Source organism: Pseudoalteromonas luteoviolacea (genome assembly GCF_018100925.1).
Classification (GTDB): Bacteria; Pseudomonadota; Gammaproteobacteria; order Enterobacterales; family Alteromonadaceae; genus Pseudoalteromonas; species Pseudoalteromonas obscura.
In genome coordinates this window covers 69,569-86,550 of sequence record NZ_JAGJEH010000002.1, presented here as the reverse complement: position 1 = coordinate 86,550, position 16,982 = coordinate 69,569, and the positions used below count along the sequence as shown (strand labels likewise).

General features: G+C 42.6%; 15 protein-coding genes and 11 tRNA genes. 1 reads left to right on the top strand and 25 read right to left on the bottom strand.

The window, feature by feature from the left end:
- Positions 1 to 4: 4 nt before the first annotated feature.
- The 3 genes from J8M00_RS03370 to J8M00_RS03360 form a co-directional block, all read right to left on the bottom strand.
- Positions 5 to 1,033, bottom strand: coding sequence for a GGDEF domain-containing protein (locus J8M00_RS03370; RefSeq protein ID WP_211008942.1), 1,029 nt, complete (start codon positions 1,031 to 1,033; stop codon positions 5 to 7).
- A 148-nt stretch (positions 1,034 to 1,181) separates the two neighbouring features.
- Complete coding sequence (locus J8M00_RS03365; protein WP_211008941.1) at positions 1,182 to 2,171, bottom strand: GGDEF domain-containing protein; 990 nt, start codon at positions 2,169 to 2,171, stop codon at positions 1,182 to 1,184.
- Between the two features lie 16 nt (positions 2,172 to 2,187).
- Positions 2,188 to 3,279, bottom strand: a complete 1,092-nt coding sequence (locus J8M00_RS03360; protein WP_211008940.1) for a 5-methyltetrahydropteroyltriglutamate--homocysteine methyltransferase — start codon at positions 3,277 to 3,279, stop codon at positions 2,188 to 2,190.
- Between the two features lie 191 nt (positions 3,280 to 3,470).
- Here J8M00_RS03360 and J8M00_RS03355 point away from each other — a divergent pair, with 191 nt between their 5' ends.
- A complete protein-coding gene (locus J8M00_RS03355) occupies positions 3,471 to 4,031 on the top strand; it encodes a hypothetical protein (protein ID WP_211008939.1) in 561 nt (186 codons plus the stop codon).
- Here J8M00_RS03355 and J8M00_RS03350 read toward each other — a convergent pair.
- From J8M00_RS03350 to ruvC, 22 genes are all read right to left on the bottom strand, one after another.
- The gene (locus J8M00_RS03350; protein ID WP_211008938.1) at positions 3,984 to 6,566 is read right to left on the bottom strand and encodes a serine/threonine-protein kinase; all 2,583 of its coding nucleotides are present in this window, start codon (positions 6,564 to 6,566) and stop codon (positions 3,984 to 3,986) included. The two genes, J8M00_RS03355 and J8M00_RS03350, sit on opposite strands and share 48 nt — an antisense overlap.
- Before the next feature lie 206 nt (positions 6,567 to 6,772).
- A tRNA-Ser gene (locus J8M00_RS03345) sits at positions 6,773 to 6,863 on the bottom strand.
- Between the two features lie 97 nt (positions 6,864 to 6,960).
- On the bottom strand, positions 6,961 to 8,004 hold the full coding sequence (nadA, locus tag J8M00_RS03340) for a quinolinate synthase NadA (RefSeq protein ID WP_211008937.1): 1,044 nt from the start codon (positions 8,002 to 8,004) through the stop codon (positions 6,961 to 6,963).
- A gap of 122 nt (positions 8,005 to 8,126) precedes the next feature.
- Positions 8,127 to 8,202: transfer RNA gene (locus J8M00_RS03335), tRNA-Lys, on the bottom strand.
- A 25-nt stretch (positions 8,203 to 8,227) separates the two neighbouring features.
- Positions 8,228 to 8,303 (bottom strand) — tRNA-Lys (locus J8M00_RS03330).
- Between the two features lie 23 nt (positions 8,304 to 8,326).
- A tRNA-Lys gene (locus J8M00_RS03325) sits at positions 8,327 to 8,402 on the bottom strand.
- Positions 8,403 to 8,427: 25 nt separating this feature from the next.
- A tRNA-Lys gene (locus J8M00_RS03320) sits at positions 8,428 to 8,503 on the bottom strand.
- A 23-nt stretch (positions 8,504 to 8,526) separates the two neighbouring features.
- A tRNA-Lys gene (locus J8M00_RS03315) sits at positions 8,527 to 8,602 on the bottom strand.
- A 25-nt stretch (positions 8,603 to 8,627) separates the two neighbouring features.
- Positions 8,628 to 8,703 (bottom strand) — tRNA-Lys (locus tag J8M00_RS03310).
- A 23-nt stretch (positions 8,704 to 8,726) separates the two neighbouring features.
- Positions 8,727 to 8,802: transfer RNA gene (locus J8M00_RS03305), tRNA-Lys, on the bottom strand.
- 27 nt (positions 8,803 to 8,829) lie between these two features.
- Positions 8,830 to 8,905: transfer RNA gene (locus J8M00_RS03300), tRNA-Lys, on the bottom strand.
- A 21-nt stretch (positions 8,906 to 8,926) separates the two neighbouring features.
- Positions 8,927 to 9,002, bottom strand: a tRNA-Lys gene (locus J8M00_RS03295).
- A 24-nt stretch (positions 9,003 to 9,026) separates the two neighbouring features.
- Positions 9,027 to 9,102, bottom strand: a tRNA-Lys gene (locus J8M00_RS03290).
- A 151-nt stretch (positions 9,103 to 9,253) separates the two neighbouring features.
- Positions 9,254 to 10,009 (bottom strand): tol-pal system protein YbgF, encoded by a 756-nt coding sequence (gene ybgF / locus J8M00_RS03285; RefSeq protein ID WP_023402199.1) that lies wholly within the window; start codon positions 10,007 to 10,009, stop codon positions 9,254 to 9,256.
- A 17-nt stretch (positions 10,010 to 10,026) separates the two neighbouring features.
- On the bottom strand, positions 10,027 to 10,560 hold the full coding sequence (gene pal / locus J8M00_RS03280; protein ID WP_023402200.1) for a peptidoglycan-associated lipoprotein Pal: 534 nt from the start codon (positions 10,558 to 10,560) through the stop codon (positions 10,027 to 10,029).
- 41 nt (positions 10,561 to 10,601) lie between these two features.
- Entirely contained in the window at positions 10,602 to 11,915 is a 1,314-nt protein-coding gene (gene tolB / locus J8M00_RS03275) for a Tol-Pal system beta propeller repeat protein TolB (protein ID WP_247687241.1), read from the bottom strand.
- A 54-nt stretch (positions 11,916 to 11,969) separates the two neighbouring features.
- Complete coding sequence (tolA, locus tag J8M00_RS03270) at positions 11,970 to 12,911, bottom strand: cell envelope integrity protein TolA (protein WP_023402202.1); 942 nt, start codon at positions 12,909 to 12,911, stop codon at positions 11,970 to 11,972.
- Positions 12,911 to 13,339, bottom strand: a complete 429-nt coding sequence (gene tolR / locus J8M00_RS03265) for a protein TolR (RefSeq protein WP_023402203.1) — start codon at positions 13,337 to 13,339, stop codon at positions 12,911 to 12,913. Before tolR ends, tolA begins: the two co-directional genes overlap by 1 nt.
- On the bottom strand, positions 13,326 to 14,030 hold the full coding sequence (gene tolQ / locus J8M00_RS03260; protein WP_023402204.1) for a protein TolQ: 705 nt from the start codon (positions 14,028 to 14,030) through the stop codon (positions 13,326 to 13,328). Before tolQ ends, tolR begins: the two co-directional genes overlap by 14 nt.
- An 806-nt stretch (positions 14,031 to 14,836) precedes the next feature.
- Entirely contained in the window at positions 14,837 to 15,838 is a 1,002-nt protein-coding gene (gene ruvB, locus J8M00_RS03255; RefSeq protein WP_211008935.1) for a Holliday junction branch migration DNA helicase RuvB, read from the bottom strand.
- A gap of 2 nt (positions 15,839 to 15,840) precedes the next feature.
- Positions 15,841 to 16,458 (bottom strand): Holliday junction branch migration protein RuvA, encoded by a 618-nt coding sequence (gene ruvA, locus J8M00_RS03250; RefSeq protein WP_211008934.1) that lies wholly within the window; start codon positions 16,456 to 16,458, stop codon positions 15,841 to 15,843.
- A gap of 2 nt (positions 16,459 to 16,460) precedes the next feature.
- On the bottom strand, positions 16,461 to 16,982 hold the full coding sequence (gene ruvC / locus J8M00_RS03245; RefSeq protein WP_211008933.1) for a crossover junction endodeoxyribonuclease RuvC: 522 nt from the start codon (positions 16,980 to 16,982) through the stop codon (positions 16,461 to 16,463).

Below are 16,982 nucleotides of genomic sequence, written 5' to 3'. Positions count from 1 at the left end.
TACACTAGAACAAATCTATATCACTGCTTTCAATATGTTGTTTAATTTGCTTGCGGGATATTAAATCCTCATAAAAGCCAACTTGGTCTCGCCCATGCTCCTTTGCATAGTACAAGGCTTTATCTGCATTTTCTAACACCGTAATTGGAAAGTCATAAGGGCTAATACGTGCCAGACCGACACTCACCGTCAACTTTTTAATAAATGGGAAAGAAGTCTTTCTCACTAAATTTAAAAACTGCTCCATTCTTTGTTTTATTGACTCATAATCGGTTGGTTCAAATACAATAACAAACTCTTCACCACCGAAGCGAAACAACAGATCTGTTGAACGAAAAAACTCCTGCATACGCTGTGATAGGATCAACAACACTTCATCGCCGCAAACATGCCCATAGGTATCATTAACACTTTTAAAGTGATCAATATCTACCATAGCTAACCACGATGTCGCCCCTCGGTGCAAAGAGCGCAAGTCAGAGCCATCTCGAATTGCTCGATTTTGCTCCAACATTTGCTTTTCAAGTAATTGCTTTAACTTCTTATCAAACGTTTGACGGTTAAGTAACCCAGTGAGTTTATCACGCTCGTTTTCACGCAATATAGTTAGATAATTCTCATAAATACGTACAAATGCATTCAGCATCACTTGTTGTGCACTATCAAGCCCTTCGCACTGTACTTCGATCGCACCCGCAGTTTTTTCATGGATTACAATGGGTAACCAACGTCGCTCAGTGCCTGCTGAATCCTGCATGGTGATACTACAGGCCGATTGCAAACAGGAACTCAACTCAGCATGAGGCTCGTCAATGATTACCCTGTCTAACCATTCATACTCCCCGACATCATGTACCCTCAGTGTCAGACTACGCTCGACCGTACACGGCCCTTGCCCCTGAATAATCTTAAATACAGAAATACGCTGACAATTAATAAACTCTTGAATTGTAGATAATAAACTGTATTCAAGTGAGTCTATATCCCGCGTTTTTGTTATCTTAATAACCGAATTTAATAGTTCTTCTTGCATCACTTGCCTGCTCTATGTTTTCAGTTACATAAAATAGATACCCACACTCGCATTGCAGTGCAGTACTTCAATAAACCTAAGTATCGGTCAGAAAACCGGCTTCATCAATGCCAATAGCCGTAATAACGGGGATTTACTAGAAAATAGCTCAAGCCTGATATAAAGAAGTGTTCACTTGATCCCTTCCCGCTTTTTTAGACGTGTAAAGGGTTTGGTCTAAACGTTTTAAAAACGCTTGAAGTGGCTCCCCTTTTGAGAACTGGGCAACACCAAAGCTGGCGGTGACGGGCATTTTGCAGGACAAGTTAATTGCTGCAATGACACACCGTAGTTTTTCAGCCACCATAGTTGCGTCAGAGACCGGCGTATTCTGACAGATAACTAAAAACTCTTCCCCGCCCCAACGACCGCATATATCTGCGCTGCGCAAATTATCTTTGATCTTTTGCGCTACGGTTTGCAGCACTTCGTCTCCCGTCTGGTGCCCGAATAAATCATTAAACTGCTTGAACAAATCTAAATCAAACAAAATCGCGGTGCAGTCACTGTCGTACCTTTGTACAAGGTCATGCTGAGCCACCAGCACTTCATTGGTTTTTCGCCGATTATTTAAGCCTGTTAACTCATCAGTAATAGAGAGTTGCTCCAGTCTTATTTCGTTAATTTTTTCCAAGGTGATATCTTGCATTAGACCAACTGAGTTTAATGGTTGGCCGATTGAATTGTAAAATGTTTCGCAGCAATGTTTTACATATAGTGTCTCGCCATCCGGTTTGACCATCTTGTGCTCAAAGGTTTTTTGTTGTCCTCCGATTATCACTTCTTGCATTATAGTCGTACCGATATTTTGCTCTGCTAAACCTCCAATCAGCTGTAAAAAACTGTCCCAAGAAAGACTCTGAGGTACCTGCTCTTCTCCAAACAGGATCATACTGAGTTCGCTTGATAAAGATAAATTGTAACTCAAGTGATTCAGGCTCCAAGTACCAACCTTCGCCAGCTTTTGAATTTCGCGAAGTTTATGATCTTCAAATTGCGCTTTGAGCATCTTTTGCGTTAACTCATGGTTCTCCATCTCGAGCGCTAGTAATTCCTGCTCTAATTGCTCGATTCTCTCGTGTAGATTCAATGTGTTCATAAGGCTATAGCCAAGTCTACTTACATTGCTTTTCAAATAGCTGCTGTTCAGCCATTTTTGTTCCTTCTAGGCGCGCGCGTATCTTTTGATAGGCAATCTCTCTTCCTGTAGATACATCGTCCGCAAATGGCGAAAAGCCACAGTCGTCAGTAGTACCAAGTTGTTCGATAGGGATAAACTCGGTGGCAGCAATAATCAATTCACATACCTCTTCGGGCTTTTCAATAATGGGGTCTATCGGGTTTGTTACGCCTATAAAGACACGTTGCTCGGGCGAGATAATCTGACCAATTAACCTGAGTACTTTTCGTGGTTCACGCTCGCCTTTAAGTGCCACGTAAAAATTACCAGCGTTTATCTTAAATAATGTCGGCAACAAGTATTTGTAGTCGATTTCCGCACTATGCGTCGCATCAATATCTGCGCCAGGACAAGTATGCACACCAATTTTCTGCCTTTCTTGCGCACTAAACGCGCTCAGACAACGATTAATCAGCTCAACAAAAGCGCTCAACATACCGCCAGATGGATCTAGCTTTAACGACAATCTAGCTTCCGTAAAATCAATTTGTACTTTATGCGCCCCCAAGGCCAAACACCGTCTAACTTCCGCGACATGCTCCGCGACAAGGTCCTCAATAAACTGTTGATGACTATACCCCTCTATCCCCTTTGCTGGATACACTAGGCTCAACATAGAAGGTGATATCACAGCTTGCTTAACCGGTAAGTGTGTATGCTTCAAAGCAAATGCTAAGTACTCGTCTGCTGTATTTTCATATTTAAAAGGTGCTTTTTTAAGATGGGGAGCGAATACTCGCCGATGACCATCGGAAAAATCGACAATCAAACCTTCCGAGCCAAATCTCGGCGAATTATGCAAACAATAGTGCGCAAAACCATCGAATTTTCGCTGCTCACCATCACTCACAACACTGCAACCAAGATCAGCTAAATCATTGAGCACTTGCTTGGTGTGCTCTTCCGCTATTTGATTCAACGCATCGTAATCAATTTTGTCGTCGCGATATTGCTGATATGCCTCAATCAACTCTGCTGTTCGAGGGATAGAGCCTATTTGTTCTGTTGGAATATGTGGTCTTTTCATTGTTGAAAAAAGCTAATCAATATATCAAAAGTATAGCAGCGCCTGACAAAAACCCTATACACGCAATCATTAACCGACAAAACCCGGTGTAATTGCATGTAATCCTGTCTTCTTCTATGCTGAATGAAGCAAAAAGGATGAGTTAACACCGAACTATATTTTGACATCAAAACAGTACCAAGGAGATCAAAATGAACGATATTCTGACCGATGAAAAGCTCGCGCAAATCAATGAAAGCTCCCATCAAGGTTCGACATTTGAATTTGAGGCGTCATACGACCAAACACCACAGCAACCTGATCAGGTCTTTGTTAGATATGACCCTGAGCCCAAGCAGAAACAAGAAATGGTCATTAACTACGCAACAACTCCCTTTTATGTGGAATTAAGCGACCTTCAATATGAAGAGGAACGCACAGTTAGCTTCTACTACACACTAGCTCCAACCACCGCCAATAAATATCAGATCAAAGGCGTTAACTTAAAAAGTTCTGGTCTAAAAATCTTAGATGTCAGTATATTAACTAGTAACCCCCAACTCCCTAAAAACCAAATTGTTATTAAGCTTGCAGCATCTAGGGACAGCGAAGAGTTACCGAAAGGACAAGACGAAATAGCTCAGCTAGACTTTGGTGTTACGTTAAGTGACAGAACACCACCCACTGCGACCAACCCAAGCCAAGATAAGGAACAAGCGCCCGAGTTAGTGATTGACCCGACGCTCATCATTCGCCGTCCAAGAACCCATTGATTGGCAAATTGAAAGCTTTTGCTTCTTAAACTCTGGGTACTCACATAAAGGTTTAAACCAAGGTAAGTCAAACCAGTAGAGTGCGTACCCCCCATCAATGGCAGCTTTATAATGGATAATGGCTGACTTTAACTCACCAGCCAGTGTATAGATCAATGCAGCTTCATATGCATAATTCAGTTTATCCGTCGTCAATTTAACAGCTTGGTATAAACGTTGTAACGACTCCTCATAACGGCCTAAGTGTGCGAGCGCCTGCCCTGTAACTAAAAGTTCACTATACGTGGCATCAGAAATATCATTGGTTGCAATCCGCAGGTACTCTTTTTCAGCTCTTTCAACTTCATTGTTTAAGTACAGCAAGTCTGCGTAGTTGAGCCGAATTCCCATATTTTCCGGGCTGATCGTATTAGCACGCTCCGCAGCAAGTAGAGCTTTTTGATATTGATTTGAAAATAGGTATGCTAAAGCCAAGTTACTATAGTCAGCAGAACTGCCTGTCTTTGCAATTGTGGCTTCATATCTTTCAATCGCCAACGCCCAACTGCCTTCTAACATATACAGGTCTGCACTGAGCTTTTGAGCGTCTGTATAATTTGGAAATACACGTTCCACTTCTTCGAGTTGAGCTTTGGCTTGGTCGAGTTGGCCATTATAAAAATAAGCTAGAGCCAAGCTATATTTAGACTGCACACTAGATTGCAATGTAATTGATTTTGTATACATCTCTATTGCCCCCTCCAAATCGTGCAAACTATATAGATAATACCCTCGAAGCCTGTAACTGAGTGCTGTTTCACCAAATTGATACAGCTGCTCCAACTGTGCTTGTACCAGCGCATCTTGCTTGCTCTCTATTGCAAATACAGTCATATCAACAATATAAGACTTGGTTAACTTATAACTGCTTGGGGCGGCTTGAAGCAACTTACCCAAGTCTTCAAGATATACCTCTTGCCTATCAACATGATACCGCTCAATATATAAGTTCATCATAAGGCTGTACAAAGGGAAATAATTTGGGTCTGCCTCAATTAATGCGCGTGTTCGCTGCAAATTTAGCAAAGAGAAATTGCCATTAAAATTTACATCATGGTAAACATGTAAATACTGATTGAAAAACGTTTGCTCCATTTTGATCAACTTTTCTCGCGCTTTAAAATTTGGTTGTCCAAGTAACTTTCCAGCAAATGCCGAGTAAGTTGAGCTGATCGCTAAATAATCATCTCTTTTAATACTTGTATTTAATTCCCCTTGTACTAGTTGGCTGTCCCCTTTCAATAAAGATAAACGTACATTGCACTGTGTTATTTCACATCGAACTACAGGTAGAAGAATCGCGGTCGCCCCAGACGCCTTAACCAAGCTTTCAACATCTGATATGTCACCGTAAGTCTTATGGTTTACTAATTCTGCGTTAACAGAATTTAGAACCACTTGCCGAACTGCACTATCAATCGTCGCCAACAGTAGACCTGTATTTTCTTTGCCACTTTTACCTTCGACAGTGATTTGTGGCTCAAGTACTAAGGTGTACTGAATCCGAGAGTCTGGCTTTAAAAACAACCAACTGAAATACCCACCAACAACAAAAAACAGGGCCAATATAAATCCAATAGCGAAGCGTTTTACCTGACCTGCCGAACCAAATTGTCTGCTAGTTTCACTTGTGTAAGGTAAAGAAGCCGTGTCGTCTGACTCGCCCGCTTCTAGCAAAGAAAGTGCTCTACCTAATACATTGATAATTTCTTTAGTCGATGGACGTTTGTCCGCCGACTTATCGAGCATCTGACGCAATAGAGTGGTTAGTTCCGTTGGTATTGAAGGAGTCAAACCCTCTGGCTCAATCAATGCACCCCGTTTGATCCGGCTAGCAAGTTCCTCTCCCTTGGCACTGCCAAATGGATGACGGCCAAACAGCAATTCAAAGCTCAGTACTCCAAAAGAGAATATATCTGTCGCATAGCTAAGTGTTCTGCCTTCCAGTTGTTCTGGCGACATTGCATAGATACTGCCAAAACTCGTCGACTGAGGCAGCCCTACTACTTTACTTTGAAGTGAGTTGGCGATGCCAAAATCAGAGAGTTTGACCTCTCCTGTCTCAGAGATAAGAATATTGCTGGCTTTTACATCGCAGTGGATCAGTGACAATTGATGAATGTATTGCAACCCATGGGCTACTTTTTCCAAAATTGCTAATTTCTCAGTTAAAGTAAGAAATTTTTGCTTCACATATTTTGCTAAAGTTTGCCCGGGCACGTATTCCAGCACAAGAAGAAGCTGAGAATCGACTTCAACAATGTCATACAACTGAACAATATTTGGGTGATTCGCTTTTGCCATTAGACGCGCTTCATACAACGCCTGTTCCCGTATCGTGTGAGCATCGTGGCTGTCAGTCAGCGTAACTCGCTTTACCGCGACTTGTCTGCTGAGACGTGTATCATTAGCGAGAAAAACATCACCCATTCCACCAGAGGCAATGTGCTTTATCGGCGCTAAATACGTATCTGAAAAACAGTCCTCATTTTGCATACACTCTACCTACCTTGGGCCTAGAACTAATGCGAACAGCTGACATTCTATCCTAACTATAATTTTAATAATAAATGATTGTCGCCAAATGGTAGATTTTTTAGCCTGAACGTAATGTAAAATTCTAAATGGAAATCTTAATGAAGAGCAAAGATATATAAATTGACTATAGGAACTATTGGAATTTAAGAAATATAAAGAAGGAATGGCGGAGAGAGAGGGAGTCGAACCCTCGATACGCTATAAACGTATACACGAGTTCCAGTCGTGCGCCTTAAGCCACTCAGCCATCTCTCCGCACTGAATGCGGGGCTAATACTATGAAAACCCCCGCCTTTTAGCAAGTACTTTTTTTGTAATCTCGCTTAATTGGCTAGATTACAGACAATCTCCATTAGCCTTTTAAACTTGCAGAGAAATCTAACATACGGTTAAGTGAACGCAGTGCGCCTTCACGTAAATCCATATCGACGAAGACTTCTTTCCCTTCTGGATTAATTAGCGCTTCTTCAATCGCTTGTAAGCCATTCATGGCCATCCATGGACAGTGTGCACAACTACGGCAAGTTGCGCCTTCACCTGCTGTTGGTGCCTCAAAAAATTCTTTTTCAGGGCAAAGCTGCTGCATCTTGTAAAAAATACCGCGATCTGTTGCCACGATGAATTTTTGATTGTCCATCTCTTGTGCTGCTTTGATCAATTGACTTGTCGAACCAACAGCATCAGCAAGATCAACGATTTCAGCTGGAGATTCTGGGTGTACCAGCACTGCCGCATCAGGGTGAAGCGCTTTCATATCTTTAAGCGCTTTTGTCTTGAACTCATCGTGAACGATACATGCACCATTCCACATGATCATGTCTGCACCTGTTTTCTTTTGAATATAAGAACCTAGGTGCTTGTCAGGACCCCAAATAATGGTTTCCCCTTCAGAGTCTAAGTGCTCGACTATCTCTAGAGCACAAGAAGACGTCACAATCCAATCTGCTCGCGCTTTAACCGCTGTCGACGTGTTTGCATAAACCACGACTTTTCTTTCTGGGTGTTCGTCACAGAATTTAGAAAACGCATCTATTGGGCAACCCACATCCAAGGAACAAGTTGCAGCCAACGTTGGCATCACGACGGTTTTTTCAGGTGTTAAAATTTTTGCCGTTTCGCCCATGAAACGAACACCTGCCACAATAATGATTTCCGCATCTTCTTGCTTGGCACCAAAACGCGCCATTTCCAGTGAATCTGCGACACAACCACCAGTTTCTTCCGCTAACGCTTGGATCTCTGGATCTGTGTAATAATGGGCAACCAAGACCGCATTTTTCTCTTTTAACAATGACTTGATCCGCGCTTTATACTGCTGCTTTTCTTCATCGTTCAGCGGTGCTGGCTTTGGAGGAAATATATAATCCTCAGGCATGATTTGTTCTGCTAGACTCATTCTCTCGACCACATAGTCCACATTGCATAATTGGCGCGAATTATACGAAAAATACGGAGATAATCCTAGTAAATGACAAGATTAGGAAAGAATATTTAAGAATAAAAGAGTCGTAAAGGAAATGGTGGGTCATGATGGACTCGAACCATCGACCAATGGATTAAAAGTCCACTGCTCTACCAACTGAGCTAATGACCCGCTCGAGGAAATTTTTAAACTTGAATGGTGGGTCATGATGGACTCGAACCATCGACCAATGGATTAAAAGTCCACTGCTCTACCAACTGAGCTAATGACCCGCTCGGGAAGTTTTAATCTTGAATGGTGGGTCATGATGGACTCGAACCATCGACCAATGGATTAAAAGTCCACTGCTCTACCAACTGAGCTAATGACCCGCTCAAGAATTTTTATAAGCTTAAATGGTGGGTCATGATGGACTCGAACCATCGACCAATGGATTAAAAGTCCACTGCTCTACCAACTGAGCTAATGACCCGCTCGGGAAATTTTTAAGCTTAATGGTGGGTCATGATGGACTCGAACCATCGACCAATGGATTAAAAGTCCACTGCTCTACCAACTGAGCTAATGACCCGCTCGGATATCCAGATTTAAGCTAATGGTGGGTCATGATGGACTCGAACCATCGACCAATGGATTAAAAGTCCACTGCTCTACCAACTGAGCTAATGACCCGCTCTGGATATTGATGTGCTTAATGGTGGGTCATGATGGACTCGAACCATCGACCAATGGATTAAAAGTCCACTGCTCTACCAACTGAGCTAATGACCCGCTCGAGGATATGAAGACAACTTAAAATGGTGGGTCATGATGGACTCGAACCATCGACCAATGGATTAAAAGTCCACTGCTCTACCAACTGAGCTAATGACCCGCTCGGGAATTTTAAGCTTAATGGTGGGTCATGATGGACTCGAACCATCGACCAATGGATTAAAAGTCCACTGCTCTACCAACTGAGCTAATGACCCGCTCATATCAAATTTAAGCAAAAGTGGTGGGTCATGATGGACTCGAACCATCGACCAATGGATTAAAAGTCCACTGCTCTACCAACTGAGCTAATGACCCACTCATTGCAGCAAGAAGTCGATACCGTATCGCCTGCTGCGGGCGCTTATAATACTTATTTAAAATTCTAGTGCAACTGAATTACGCTGTTTTTTTTAAATTTTATGTCTAAGCGCCTATTTTTACACCACTGTGTACATAAAGCAGCTGATTACAGCTTAGATAATCTCTCTGTTGCTAATTTTGCAGCAGTCGTACTTGGGTATTCTTTTATCAACGCATTGAATAATTGCGTCGCTTTGGCCTTATCACCTGCATTCGCAGCCAGAGTACCCAGCTTTAGCATCGCATCTGGACGTTTGTTTGAATCAGGAAACTGTTCAACCACAATAGTAAAGTGCTTAATTGCTTCCGCAGGCTTACTCTTAATTGATTGTAGCTGCCCGAGCCAATAATGTGCATTTGGAATATACACAGATTCAGGGAATTGTTGCAAAAAGCTCTGAAACTCTGGAATGGCCGCATCATAGCGCTTATCTTTCATAATTAGAGCAACAGCGCGGTCATAGGCTTCATTTTCAGACAGGTTGGAGCTTACTGCTTGCTCACCCACTGTTGGAATGGCAGTAGCTGCTATATCCGACTTAGTTTGCTCATAAACTTGGCTAACACGATTTTCAATTTCTTGATAAAGCTCGCGCTGACGCTGTAGTACCTTTTCAAGTTTATAACTTTGCTCGTCGGTAAAACCGCGAACTTGGCTTACTTCGTCTTGCAATTGCTGCAACTGTAATTGGAGATCTGCTTGCACTCGATTCCGATTGGTCATCATTTTTTCAAGTTCAGCAACGCGCTGTTCAAGCGACTTTTGATTATTTGCAGCATCATAAACAGTAGCGGGAGCTGCCCAGACTTGGGAGCTCCCGCTAAGAAAGATGATGGCTGCCAAAATAGTTTTCGGCTTCATAACATCTCTTGTCTAAATTAGTATACCAATACCGCGCGACGGTTCTTAGCAAAAGCTTCTTCAGTGCGCGACTTAACCATTGGCTTTTCTTCACCATAGCTCACTACTGAGATTTGGCTATCAGAAACACCTAGGCTCTCAAGGTATTTAGCAACAGACTTACCACGGCTCTCGCCAAGTGCAATGTTGTACTCAGGTGTACCGCGCTCATCCGCGTGGCCTTCAACAAGTACTTTTACGCTTGGGTTTTTAACTAGGAAGTCTGCATGTGCTTGTAGTAACTCAACATATTCGCTGCGTACTGTAGAGCGGTCAAAATCGAAGTATACGATCTGCTCTTGACGCAACTGAGTGTACTTCTCTTGTAATTTCTCTTCAGCAGTTTTTGGACGGTCAATTGTATTTACATCAACCTTGTCGTTGCTGTTAGAAGCAGCATTAGTTTGCTGGCTATCACCACCTTCAACATCACCAGATGATGAGCTACATGCAGCTAAAGTCATTACAGGCAACGCTACCAATAAAGCCTTTAAAGTTTTGTTAAGTTGCATCGAGTATATTCCTATATCTTTATAAGTCTAACCAGTAAAAATTACTGTAAAAATGGCGACCAGGCCGGTGCCTTCACTTGCCCGTCAAGCACAGGCAGTCTCGCTTTAAAGCGACCGTCCATCGACACCAGGGCCAAAACCTGCTTATTATTATGCAGGGTACTGTAAATAATCATAGAGCCGTTCGGCGCAATACTCGGTGATTCATCGAGTCTCGTACGAGTTAACACCTGAAACAGCCCTGAATCAAATTCTTTCTTTGCTATATGGTACTGACCTAGCGTGCGATTTACCATTACTAATTGCTTACCATCCGGCGTAATTGAACCCGCTAAGTTCATATCACCATCGAATGTAACGCGTCTAGATCTACCAGAGTCTAAATTTAACTTATAAATCTGGGCATTACCACCCCTTTCAGACGTATACACAATTTCTCGGCCATTTGGGTGCCAACTTGGCTCGGTATCTATACTTCTATGCTTCGTTAAGCGCTTTTCGACGCGTGTTTCTAAGTCAATTACATAGACTTCTGTCGCGCCGCCTTTGTCTTTTGATAACACGACCAGCATTTGTGAACCATCAGGTGAAAACTGTGGCGCTCCGTTAATACCAGGATAGCTGGTTAACTTTTCACGTTTACCAGTATAGATATCTTGAATATAAACTTGAGATTGGCGATTTTCAAAAGTCACATAGGCCAACTTATTGCCATCTGGAGACCAAGCTGGTGACATTAATGGTTCTTTCGAACGCAGTAAAACTTGCTCATTAAAACCATCGTAGTCGGCAACAACTAGCTGATATGGCTTATCTTGCTCTTCGCGAACAATCACATACGCTATTTTTGTTCTAAATGCACCACGTTCACCTGTCAGAGCTTCGTAAACCACATCACTGATCTGGTGTGAATAGTAACGGAATGAATCACTATCGATCACGCTTTGGCGGCTTTCCAAAATATGGTCTTGGCTTTTCATTAGTTTGCCATTACTCATCATACGCGTTTCACCACCGGTGATCTGAGCACGCAAGACATCGATTAGCTCATACTTAACCAAATAGCGATTAGCCGGTTGCTGAGTGATTGTACCAACGACGATTGCTTCGACACCTAGACTAACCCATGCATCGTAATCCACATCTTCATCGGTAGTAGGCAATTGTGGCATTTGTTCTTCTGAAACAGCCTTAAATTTTCCGCTGCGCATCAAATCAGCTGCGATGACTGTGCTTATCTCTGAAGGGACGGTACCGTTGCCGATATATTTAAAAGGCACAACCCCTATTGGTCTTGCGCTGTCTACACCTTCAGTAATGACGATCTCAAGTGCCGCATGAGCCAAAGTCGTCATACCAAAAGCAAAAACCAGAAATATGTTTTTAAAATGCTTTAACATGGTTTTCCTTTAAAGATTTGGTTTAATCGTTAAATTAATATTTTTAAGCTGTTCAAAAACATCTTTGTCTTTTGAAACAGGCAGTGTATCCGCCATGCGTACGGCCCTCAATGCCGCTTCGCACACTAACTTATCTCCCCCTAATGATTTCGCTTGAGTCACGAGGCCATTAAAGCCTAAGCGAATGTTCAAGCGACACTGTTTCCCTTTCATTTTCTCATCAATAAGTAAGTTAGATTGAATACGTTGCATTATAAGTGCTTTGTACTTGTCTACTTCACCGAGTACTTGTTGTTGTCTGATTTTTGCACGCGCTGCCTGCTCTTGAGCTAACTGCTCTTGTAACAATTGTTCTTGCAATGCTTTTTGTCGTGCTTGTTCAGCTTCTTGTGCTTTGCGCTTCGCCTCTTCTTCTTGACGCTTACGCTTAGCTTCAGCCTCTCTTAAACGGTCCTCTTCAGACTTGCGCTTTTCTGCCGCCGCTTTAGCTGCTTGTTCAGCCTGTAATTTTTCTTTTCTCGCCTTCTCTGCATCCGCGCGTTGCTTTTTCTCTACTTCTCGAGCCTTTTTGGCTTGAGCTTCCGCTTTACGCTTTTCAGCAAGTTTAGCCTGACGTTGTTGTTCAAGCTTTTTAATCCTGCGGGCCTCAGCTTCTCGATCTTTTCGCGCTTGCACAGCACGACGCTCCAAATCGCGAATGCGTTTTTCTTCTGCACGCTTTTGTGCATCTTCTTTGCGTTTCAGTTCAGCAACCTTACGCTCTACAGCCTGTTGATCTACAGAAATTGCAGAGACCACCTTCTCATCCGGCGTCTCTTCCATAACTGGATTTAATTGCACTTGCATGACCGTGGGCTTTGACATTTGTAGGTTAGCCGACGCGAACAACATACCGGCTAACGCAAAGTGAAGCAGAAACGACTTGATAATTCCGCTTGTTAACGCATCCATTAATTATCCTCGAATGATTTTGTCATTAGCCCCACAGATGGCACCCCTGCATTTTTCAAAAAATCCATTAGCAGTAAAACTTCTTGATACGACACACGACCCGAGCCTTTAATCATTACAGGCGTATCAGGGTTTTGTTGTAATTTAAGCTTAATAACCGCTGCGACTTCTACGGCATCCATTGGCGCTTCTGGGTTTGTGCCTACAGACACGTAATATTTCCCTTCAGCATCAATGGTGGCGATAATTGGCGGCGCATCTTGGGTTTCAACCAAGTCAGACTCTTGCATTTGGGGTAAATCCACTTTCACACCATGGGTGATAAGCGGCGCTGTTGCCATAAAGATGATCAGCAACACCAACATGACATCAATGTAGGGAACTACATTGATCTCTGCAACCGGTCTTCTTTTTTTAGGCTGATACATTGGTTTTGCTCTCCACTAAAGTGGCTGCTTGACGATGTAAAATATTGGCAAACTCTTCCATAAAATTGGCATAGTTTACTTCCAACTTTTCTACATGTTTTGCAAAACGGTTGTACGCCATCACCGCAGGGATTGCAGCAAACAGGCCCATTGCTGTTGCGATCAGTGCTTCTGCGATACCCGGCGCAACCATCTGCAGAGTTGCCTGTTTAACATTACCTAAAGCGATGAACGCGTTCATGATACCCCATACAGTACCAAATAAACCTATGTACGGGCTGATAGATCCAACTGTAGCAAGAAAAGACAAACTCGACTCTAGCTTTTCTACTTCTCGCGATAACGCCACGCGCATCGAACGATGTGTGCCATCTAGAATCATATTTGCTGAGCCTGTGTTATTCTTCTTATGTCTTGCAAACTCTTTGAACCCAGCAACAAATAAAGCTTCTAACCCTTTCGAGCTGCCTGAACGTGCAGTGATTTCATTATATAACTTACCTAAGTCCATACCAGACCAAAATTGTTGCTCAAACTTACGGGCATCACTTTGTGCTTCAGCAATCACAGAACGGCGCTGGAATATAATCGCCCATGAGGCGATGGACATGCCGACTAGCGTCAACATAACAAGTTGAACCAACACACTGGCTTCTAAAATTAGATCGATGAAATTTAAACCCGATTCCACGTTTTAACACTCCTAATAATATTGTGTACCCGGCATGGCGCCTTTCAACAGATAGACTTCAAGCACGACAAAAGGTTCAGGTAGTTTAACCACACAAATAATGCCTTACAACGTCAAAGCTATAAAATTAGCTTAAATGTCGATAAATAACACAATGGCTCATCCGACGACACTTAGGCTCTTAAATAAGGATATTTTTCACTTAAATCCATTTGGTTTGTTGCTTTTGCTGTTTTATTAACATTTTTATTCTTCGCCTTGACAAGGAGCGTAAATATTTACTCGCCCTGCATAAATACAAGGATTTATTCACTTTGCGCGAATAAATGCTCAAAAATACATTGGTAATACCAATTAACAACAGATTATCTAATATTTACATTTTGCGCATAAATAGTACAAAACCTTATATTTCATATATTTATAAATGGCAATATAGCAACCTTTCGACAATGTAAGAAATGATAAGATCATTTCACATTAGTTTTTTTTATTCGAAAGTTGCAATTTTTCTAGTTTGATAACGAACCAGAATATCTCTAATATACACCCTGTACTGAGCGCACTGCTTAACGCAATGCAAAGCCAGTTACCGAGTGATAGAGTTCTGATTTACTCTGTTGCTTTTGATGAGAAACTTTTGGATAAAACCTTAACAGACTCATCAGTTCCCTGGATTACTTCCTTCAACTTGTTGTTTTCGCCCGCACACATGTGCGGGCTTTTTTTTGCCTAAAATTTGGGGTTGCTAGGAAATAACGCGCGCAAAGAAAAAAGCCACAGTAAAAACTATGGCTTGATAAGAGTTAATCTCTGGAAAGGTCAAAGTGTAGATAAGCTCGGTCTGAAACAATACGTCCTCTTGGCGTACGTTGAATAAACCCTTGCTGGATAAGGTATGGCTCTATAACATCTTCAATGGTTTCTTTTTCTTCCCCTATTGCTGCGGCTAGATTATCAAGACCAACAGGGCCACCTGTAAACTTCTCAATAATTGCCAGTAAGTACTTCCTGTCCATATAGTCGAAACCACATTTGTCGACATCCACCATATCGAGTGCCTGGTTTGCAATGCGCTTGTCCACACTGCCATCACCTTTGACATCAGCAAAGTCACGTACTCGTCGCAATAAACGGTTGGCGATCCTCGGCGTACCGCGTGCCCTTTTAGCAACTTCACGCGCACCTTCTTCTGTTGTTTCTAGATTTAAAAAGTGTGCTGAGCGGCTAACAATTTGCGATAAATCATCGACCGAGTAAAACTCAAGCCTTTGCACGATACCAAAGCGGTCTCGCAGCGGTGACGTCAAAGAACCAGCACGAGTTGTTGCTCCCACCAAGGTAAAGGGCGGTAGGTCCAACTTAATTGAACGCGCAGCAGGCCCTTCTCCTATCATGATATCTAGCTGATAATCTTCCATTGCCGGATACAGAATTTCTTCAACTTGCGGGCTTAGGCGATGTATCTCATCGATAAACAAAACATCGCCTTCTTCAAGGTTTGTCAGCATCGCTGCCAGATCCCCTGCTTTTTCAAGCACGGGCCCTGAAGTTGTCTTTATGTTTACACCCAATTCATTGGCAACAATATTGGCAAGGGTCGTTTTGCCAAGCCCAGGAGGTCCAAATATCAACAAATGGTCTAACGCTTCGTCTCGCGATCGTGCCGCTTCAATAAAGATTTCCATTTGCTGCTTAACATGAGGCTGTCCAGTGTAGTCACTCAGTAGCTTGGGGCGAATAGCCCTATCAATTTGCTCTTCATTACCTTGAACTTCAGGTTCTATTAGTCTGTCTGCTTCTATCATAATTACATCATAGATCTAAGGGCTTCTTTAATAATGGTTTCTGTATCTAAACCTTCGCCTTTCACTGCTTTAACTGCTTTTTGTGCTTGCGCGGCTTTGTAGCCCAAAGCCACCAGCGCAGCAATTGCATCATCCGCAGGTAAGTTACCCACAGTCGGGTTGTCCTGAGGTGGAATAACGGCATTGTCACTGAATGGCGTGAACAAGTCATGGCCAAAGTCTTTCAACTTGTCTTTCATTTCTAAGACTAGGCGCTCTGCGGTTTTTTTCCCCACTCCCGGGATCTTAACCAGTGTAGACGCATCACCTTGATTAACACAATGCACAAATTGCTCAGCCGACATCCCTGACAAAATCGCCAAAGCTAATTTAGGCCCCACTCCATTGGCTTTTATCAGCTCTCTAAATAGCGCGCGTTCAGTTTTATGATTGAAGCCAAAAAGCAGCTGTGCGTCTTCTCGAACAACAAAATGAGTGAAAATTGCAGCTGGCTGGCCTGTACCTGGCAGCTCGTAGAAGCAAGTCATTGGCATTTGTACTTCATAGCCCACACCATTTACATCGATCAAAATTTCTGGCGGTTGCTTCTCTAATAAAGTACCACTTAATTTACCTATCATAATTATCTTAACCTTCCACGAACTGTTTTCTTAGCATTACCTGCCAAACGAATTAAGTTTTGTTCAGAGTGGGCATGACAAATTGCAATCGCTAAAGCATCTGCGGCATCTGCTTGTGGCGTACCGGGTAACTTTAAAATGCGTTTAACCATTTCTTGAACCTGAGTTTTGTTTGCACCACCTGTGCCAACCACTGCTTGCTTGATTTGTCTCGCAGAATATTCATGGACAACGACATCTTGCATCGTCGCAGCTACAATGGCTGCACCTCGCGCTTGACCAAGCTTTAATGCAGAGTCGGGGTTATGCGCCATAAATACTTGCTCTATCGCAAAGCTGTCCGGTGAAAATTGCTCTATCAATTGGCTTATACCTTGAAAGATCATTTTTAACCGTGTTGGAAAATCATGCTCTCCAACTTTTATACAGCCACTACCAAGGTACTTAAATTTTGCACCTTGATGCTCAATCACGCCGTAACCTGTAAACCTCGAACCAGGGTCTATGCCCAAAATAACTGCCAA